Consider the following 6555-nt stretch of genomic DNA (forward strand, 5'->3'; position numbering starts at 1 on the left):
GCGATTATTGGAATATATCGACCGTAACTTGAAATATAGCGACTTACCGACAAAATATGACAAAGGAGTCTGTCCAAGAATGATTAGGGGGACAGACTCCTTTCTTATTATGAAAACGTATGACGCAGTCTGTTTAAAATTTCTTCTAAAACAGATCGTGGACAGCCGATATTAATTCGAATATGTTCTTCGCCACCTAACCCGTATTTCTCACCAGGTTCAACAATGATTTTTCCTTTTTCCTCAAGTAATGCAGTACGCTCGTTTTGAGAAAGCTTTAGATGAGAACAATCAATCCATAATAAAAAGCTACCTTCTGGCTTCGTTACGGAAAGAGCAGGTATGTGAGTTTTAATATATTCACAAGCAAATTTAGCATTATCTTCTATATATAATCGAATTTCGTTTAGCCAATCATTACATTCTGTATAGGCACTTTGCATCGCTGTATAAGCGAAGATATTTAATCCGTGGAAGCCTTGTCTATATTGGATAGATGTAAAGGCTTGACGCAGTTTTTCATTTGGAATGATAATAATCGATGCTTGTAATCCAGCGATATTAAATGTTTTACTTGGAGCCATACAAGTGATAGTGCGCTCTGCTAATTCTTCAGATAAGGAAGCGAACGGTGTATGTGTATGATCTGCATAAATAATATCGGAATGAATTTCATCCGCCACAACGATTACGTTATATTTAGTACATAACGATCCGAGCTGCACAAGTTCCTCTTTCGTCCAAACGCGCCCGATTGGGTTATGAGGGCTACAAAGAAGCATGAGTTTGATGCCTTGCTGAAACTGCTTTTCTAAATGCTTGAAGTCTATCACATATGTATCATTTTGTTTCTGTAATGGACTCACGTATAACTGTCTGTTGTTTGTTGTGACCATTTCGAAAAATGGAGGATAAATAGGTGGTTGTACGAGAACGGATTCGTTTTCTTTTGTGAAAGCCTGTATGCTCGTACTAAGAGCTGGAACGATTCCGGCGCTAAAGACAATCCATTCTTTTTGAATATCCCAGTCGTATTGTTGTTTTGTCCAGTTACAAATAATATTCCCAATATTTTCGGGAGGAAGTGTATAGCCAAAAATCGGATGTTCGATTCGTTGTTTTAAGGCAGTTTGAATTGGTTTTGGTACTTCAAAATCCATATCAGCAATCCAAGCATGGATAAGTTCTTCGTTTTTATATGTATCCCATTTTATACTATGCGTTCCACGTCGATTGATTGCTTTATGAAATAGTTGCATAAGTTTGCTCCCTTCTTCTGTAAAACCAATAAGTTATGAAAGTTCTCTCTCTTCTTATAGAATAGCTGATGTGATAGGATAAAGAAAAGTATTAAAAAGTGAAAAGGCGGGAAGCGAATGGGTACATATGAAAAGATGATAGAGGTTGTGAAGAATTGGGATCCGTTTCAAATGGGACCGGAGTTTTATGAAACAGAAGCGAGCGATGTTGTGAACGTCATAAGTGTGTTTGACGATCCAAAATACATCGCAAAGAAGATTCAACATATATACTTTATGTCTTTTGAGGAAGTACCTGCGCTTGAAAAATGTGAGAAATTAGCTATGGAATTACTTGTAATAAAAGAAAGTGGAAGCTGTTCATTATAGGCTGTCGGAATTTCCGACAGCCTTTTTTATATTATCCCGCTATTTTCCGGGCAGTAAGACCCCGACCTCAAAATTCAGCGGAAGCAAAGAAGTTAGGTGGGGGCTGATTAAAGTTTCATTTTATTGCGCGGAAAAAGCGATAATTTCTTCATAAACATGTTCAGGCTTTTCTTCAGGTAGTAAATGTCCTGTATTTTCATAAGAAATAAATTTTGAATTCGGTAAATCTTTGTGTAGACGATGACCTACATGTACAGGGACGACGCGGTCTTTTTCACCCCAAATGAGTAGGATAGGTGTTTCGATTTTTTGTAATTCAGTTGAAGATAAGTCACCTTCACGGTCTCGTATCATGCGAGTTAAAGCGGGAAATATACGGTTGTCATAAAAAGGAGCGGAGTAACCTTTTTTCATTTCATCGTCAATTAATGAGTGATCATGAACGACATTCATTAAGTTATGAACAATGCCGCGCCGTATAATCCAGTTCTTTACGTATAAATGAAAGAACGGTAAATAAGAAGAGTATAGTAAAGGTAAGGTTGCGCGCGCTAAATAGCTCGAGCTACATAGTAAAATCGTCTTTGAAATGAGTTCAGGACGTATACGGTTTACATAGAGAGAAATTTGCCCACCCATAGAATGCCCAACTAATACAATGTTTGAGAGAGATAAATGTTCAATTAAATCAATAATAATCGTTGCTAAATTGTGATAAGAATACTTAAACAGATGAGACTTATCACTTTTTCCGAACGGTGGTAAATCAAGAGCAATCACTGTTCCTTCCTTCGCTAGTAAAGGAATGAGACGGCGGTAACTGAATGAGGAAGATAAAAAGCCGTGAACGAGTACGAAAGTAGGGCGTTCTGTTTTATTATCATGTTCATACAATTCGTAATGAACAGTAGTGCCGCGAGTGGAAAAAGTGAAATAAGGACAAGTATATTTATGATTCATTTTTTGTCACTCCATTGATTTTTGTTCATATCATCTCCAAGGAAGAAGAAAATATGTTAACAAAAAAAGGCAAGATGACGATGTCATCTTGCCTTTCGTTTATTCAGTATTACCCGCGCACAATATTAGGCGGTGTTTTTCCTTGTAATCCTGCAACTAAATTTTCAGCGGCGGTCATGGCCATTTGCTGACGAGTTTTTAATGTTGCAGATCCGATGTGCGGTAAAGTCACAACATTTTGTAATGATAAGAGTGGATTATCTTTTTGAATTGGCTCTTGTGTAAAAGTATCGATGCCTGCTGCAAAGATTTTCTTTTCTGTTAAAGCATGGATTAACGCTTCTTCATCTACTGTTTTCCCCCGAGAAGCATTAATGAAGATTGCTGTTTCTTTCATTAATGAAAATTCCTTTTCTCCGATAAGGTGATATGTTTCATCTGTTAATGGAGTAAGAAGAACAATAAAGTCAGACTGCTTCAGTAGCGTCTGTAAATCACAATATGTAGCATCGAATTTTTGTTCAGCTTCTTCTTTACGACGGCGGTTATAGTAAAGAACATTCATATCAAATCCGAATTTTGCTCGTTTTGCAACGGCTTCTCCAATTCGGCCCATACCGATAATACCAATTGTGCTATGGTGTACATCTAGTCCGAAGTGTTCTTTTCCGATTTCAGCGTTCCATTCACCATTTTTCACGTAAGAATCGAGTTCGCAAACGCGGCGCCCAGCTGATAGCATAAGGGCGAAAACGAGATCAGCTACTGTATCATCTAATACGTATGGTGTATTCGTTCCGATAACCTTTCGATTTTTCATCGCTTGTAAATCAAAATTATCGTAACCAACAGAAATGTTGCTCACTACTTTTAAGTTAGGAGCCACTGTCAGTAATTCTTCATTAATAGCAGATCCGAAATTTAATAACCCATCTTTATCTTGTATTTTCTCTAATAGAACATCACGAGGTACTTTCTCATTTTGATCCCATTTTTCATAATCACAGTGTTCTGATAAATAGTTTTCTACAAATGTCGGAACTGGTTCAGCAATATAAATTTTTGGTTTCACGGTTCCATCCCCTTTCGCTTTATCACGCATTTTTCCGCTGATTAAAGTTTCACTTTATTTTGACATAATTCAATAGAAAAATCTTCTTTTCAAACTGGAAAGGGTATTTGTATAATTTAGACACAAACGAAAAGGAAGGATGATTTATATGGTGACAGAAAAAGAATTAGAATTATTAGCTTGTCTTGAAAAGAGTAGTCGATTATCTGTAGATACATTAGCGAAGCTGTTAAATATAGAAGTAGAAGAAGTAAAGAAGATGGTTGCGAGATTAGAAAATGAAAAGATTATTGTGGATTATGTAACACATATCGATTGGACGAAAGTGAAAGAACATACAGGTTTAACGGCAATGATCGATGTGAAAGTTACGCCAAAGCACGGCGTTGGGTTTGATGCGGTTGCTGAGCAAATTTATCGTTATTCAGAAGTGAAATCCGTTTATTTAATGTCAGGGACATATGATCTTTCTATTACATTAGAAGGTAAAACGATGGGGGAAGTAGCGATGTTTGTTTCTGAGAAATTAGCAACAATTGAATCTGTCGTTTCTACAACTACTCATTTCATTTTGAAGAAGTATAAACATGAGGGCGTTATTTATGAAAAAGACGATGATGATAAGCGAATTGTGGTGACACCATGAAGCAATTTGAACTATCTAGATCAGCAGAATCTTTAAAACCATCTGGTATTCGAAAATTTTTTGATTTAGCAGCAAATATGAAAGGTGTTATTTCCCTCGGGGTAGGAGAGCCGGATTTTGTTACCCCTTGGAATGTAAGGCAAGCATGTATTCGTTCTTTGGAACAAGGGTATACGTCATATACAGCAAATGCAGGATTATTGGAGCTCCGTCAAGAAATAGCAAAGTATCTAAAAAAACAATTTGCAGTATCTTATGATCCAAGTGATGAAATCATTGTTACAGTTGGAGCGAGCCAGGCGTTAGATGTAGCGATGCGTGCCATTATAAATCCTGATGATGAAGTGCTCATTGTTGAACCAAGCTTCGTTTCTTATGCACCACTTGTGACATTAGCTGGAGGAGTTCCGGTTCCTGTGGAGACTAAGCTAGAAAACGAGTTTAAAGTACAACCAGAACAAATTGAAGCAGCTATTACAGCGAAAACAAAGGCGATTTTACTTTGTTCACCAAATAACCCGACAGGTGCAATGCTAAATAAATTCGAGCTTGAAGAAATAGCAGTGATTGTTGAGAAGTACAATCTAATTGTATTATCTGATGAAATTTATGCAGAGCTTGTATACGACGAAGCATATACAAGTTTCGCGAGTATTAAAAATATGCGCGAGCATACGATTTTAATTTCAGGATTTTCAAAAGGATTTGCGATGACAGGATGGCGTCTCGGTATGATTGCAGCTCCTGTTCAGTTTTCAGAATTGATGCTCAAAATTCACCAATATTCCATGATGTGTGCACCGACGATGTCTCAGTTCGCAGCACTTGAAGCGTTACGTGCGGGGAATGATGAAGTAATTCGGATGAGAGATAGTTATAAGAAGCGCCGTAATTTTATGACGACATCTTTCAATGAAATGGGCTTAACGTGTCATGTGCCGGGCGGAGCATTTTATGTTTTCCCTTCTATATCTTCAACAGGATTATCTTCAGCGGAATTTGCAGAACAGTTATTGCTGGAAGAAAAAGTAGCTGTTGTCCCTGGTAGCGTATTTGGCGAAAGTGGTGAAGGGTTTATTCGTTGTTCTTATGCGACGTCGCTTGAACAACTTATGGAAGCAATGAAGAGAATGGAACGGTTTGTTGAAAATAAAAAAAGGACAAAACGTAATACGTTTTGTCCATAAAAGGGGGGGAATACTAGAAAGCCATGTGTTAGTAGTCTATCCCAATATTGGAGAATTATACTTCTTTAAGGGAAATTTTTCATGAATTTTGAATGAGTTCTGTCATAGTGGTATAATTTACTAATATAAGGTATGCGCATTCTAGATATTGTTATCTAGAATGCGTACTAACCAATCGGATATTTAAAATAAATATATCTGCTTTGCTCTCTATAATTGTAGAGAGAATGGTAAACGTATGGGAGTGTTTCATATGTCAGAACAATATACAACAGGAGTGGTTGTAACAGGGAAAGTGACTGGAATTCAAGATTACGGTGCGTTTGTAGCGTTAGATGCAGAAACACAAGGACTTGTGCATATATCTGAAATTACAAATGGATATGTAAAGGATATTCATGACTTTTTAAAGGTCGGCGATACAGTAGAAGTAAAGGTACTTTCAATTGATGAAGAGCACAGAAAAATGAGTTTATCGTTAAAAGCGGCGAAAAGAAAACAAGGAAGGATTCTTATACCGAACCCATCTGAAAACGGATTTAATACGCTGCGAGAAAAGTTGGCAGAATGGATTGAAGAGTCCGAGTTAACAAAGTAAAAGAGGAACGCATATGAGCGTTCCTCTTTTACTTTATCTTATGATATATATTTGCAAATATGATTGCATGCAATCATATTCGTATGTCGGAGGTGAAAGGACATACTGATTATCGAATTTCGTTTGTTTCTGGGTGCGTACCAAGATTTTCAGATGGTTTAAACAGTAAACCAAGGTTGATAAGCCCAGATATACCAACGATGCCGTAAATAATACGTGCAAGAGCTGAATTTTGTCCGCCGAAAATGGCTGCTACTAAGTCAAACTGGAAAAACCCGATTAGTCCCCAGTTCACAGCGCCAATTACAGTAAAGACTAATGCGATACGTTGCAAAGTACTCATGAAAAAGCCCCCCTTAATTGTGAAGCATGAGCAAGCGATGAGTTAATTAACTCTTTTATAGAATGGGGTAGTTATGTTGTTTTTATACATAAAAAATGTTTAGAAAAGGATGTATATACAT

At 37.1% G+C, this 6555-nt stretch carries 8 protein-coding genes; 4 read left to right on the top strand and 4 right to left on the bottom strand.

The window, feature by feature from the left end; all coding sequences use genetic code 11:
• Window positions 1–107 precede the first annotated feature (107 nt).
• Window positions 108–1259, bottom strand: a complete 1152-nt coding sequence (locus tag MR107_RS28750) for a MalY/PatB family protein (protein ID WP_242293054.1) — start codon at window positions 1257–1259, stop codon at window positions 108–110.
• 117 nt (window positions 1260–1376) lie between these two features.
• Here MR107_RS28750 and MR107_RS28755 point away from each other — a divergent pair, with 117 nt between their 5' ends.
• Complete coding sequence (locus MR107_RS28755; protein ID WP_000537639.1) at window positions 1377–1628, top strand: YugE family protein; 252 nt, start codon at window positions 1377–1379, stop codon at window positions 1626–1628.
• A gap of 120 nt (window positions 1629–1748) precedes the next feature.
• Here MR107_RS28755 and MR107_RS28760 read toward each other — a convergent pair whose 3' ends face one another.
• Both MR107_RS28760 and MR107_RS28765 read right to left on the bottom strand, forming a co-directional pair.
• The gene (locus MR107_RS28760; RefSeq protein ID WP_001015860.1) at window positions 1749–2588 is read right to left on the bottom strand and encodes an alpha/beta fold hydrolase; all 840 of its coding nucleotides are present in this window, start codon (window positions 2586–2588) and stop codon (window positions 1749–1751) included.
• A gap of 109 nt (window positions 2589–2697) precedes the next feature.
• Window positions 2698–3690, bottom strand: coding sequence for a 2-hydroxyacid dehydrogenase (locus tag MR107_RS28765; RefSeq protein WP_002041993.1), 993 nt, complete (start codon window positions 3688–3690; stop codon window positions 2698–2700).
• Window positions 3691–3808: 118 nt separating this feature from the next.
• Between MR107_RS28765 and MR107_RS28770 the strand changes: the two genes are divergently transcribed.
• From MR107_RS28770 to yugI, 3 genes are all read left to right on the top strand, one after another.
• On the top strand, window positions 3809–4306 hold the full coding sequence (locus MR107_RS28770; protein ID WP_000255696.1) for an Lrp/AsnC family transcriptional regulator: 498 nt from the start codon (window positions 3809–3811) through the stop codon (window positions 4304–4306).
• Window positions 4303–5493 (top strand): aminotransferase, encoded by a 1191-nt coding sequence (locus MR107_RS28775; RefSeq protein WP_000808536.1) that lies wholly within the window; start codon window positions 4303–4305, stop codon window positions 5491–5493. Before MR107_RS28770 ends, MR107_RS28775 begins: the two co-directional genes overlap by 4 nt.
• 253 nt (window positions 5494–5746) lie before the next feature.
• Window positions 5747–6091, top strand: a complete 345-nt coding sequence (yugI, locus tag MR107_RS28780) for a S1 domain-containing post-transcriptional regulator GSP13 (RefSeq protein WP_000003764.1) — start codon at window positions 5747–5749, stop codon at window positions 6089–6091.
• Between the two features lie 109 nt (window positions 6092–6200).
• On the opposite strand, the gene MR107_RS28785 is transcribed toward yugI, so the two are convergent.
• The gene (locus MR107_RS28785) at window positions 6201–6434 is read right to left on the bottom strand and encodes a DUF378 domain-containing protein (protein WP_000105788.1); all 234 of its coding nucleotides are present in this window, start codon (window positions 6432–6434) and stop codon (window positions 6201–6203) included.
• Window positions 6435–6555 lie beyond the last annotated feature (121 nt).

This window comes from Bacillus cereus group sp. BfR-BA-01441 (genome assembly GCF_022663075.1).
Taxonomy (GTDB): Bacteria; Bacillota; Bacilli; order Bacillales; family Bacillaceae_G; genus Bacillus_A; species Bacillus_A cereus.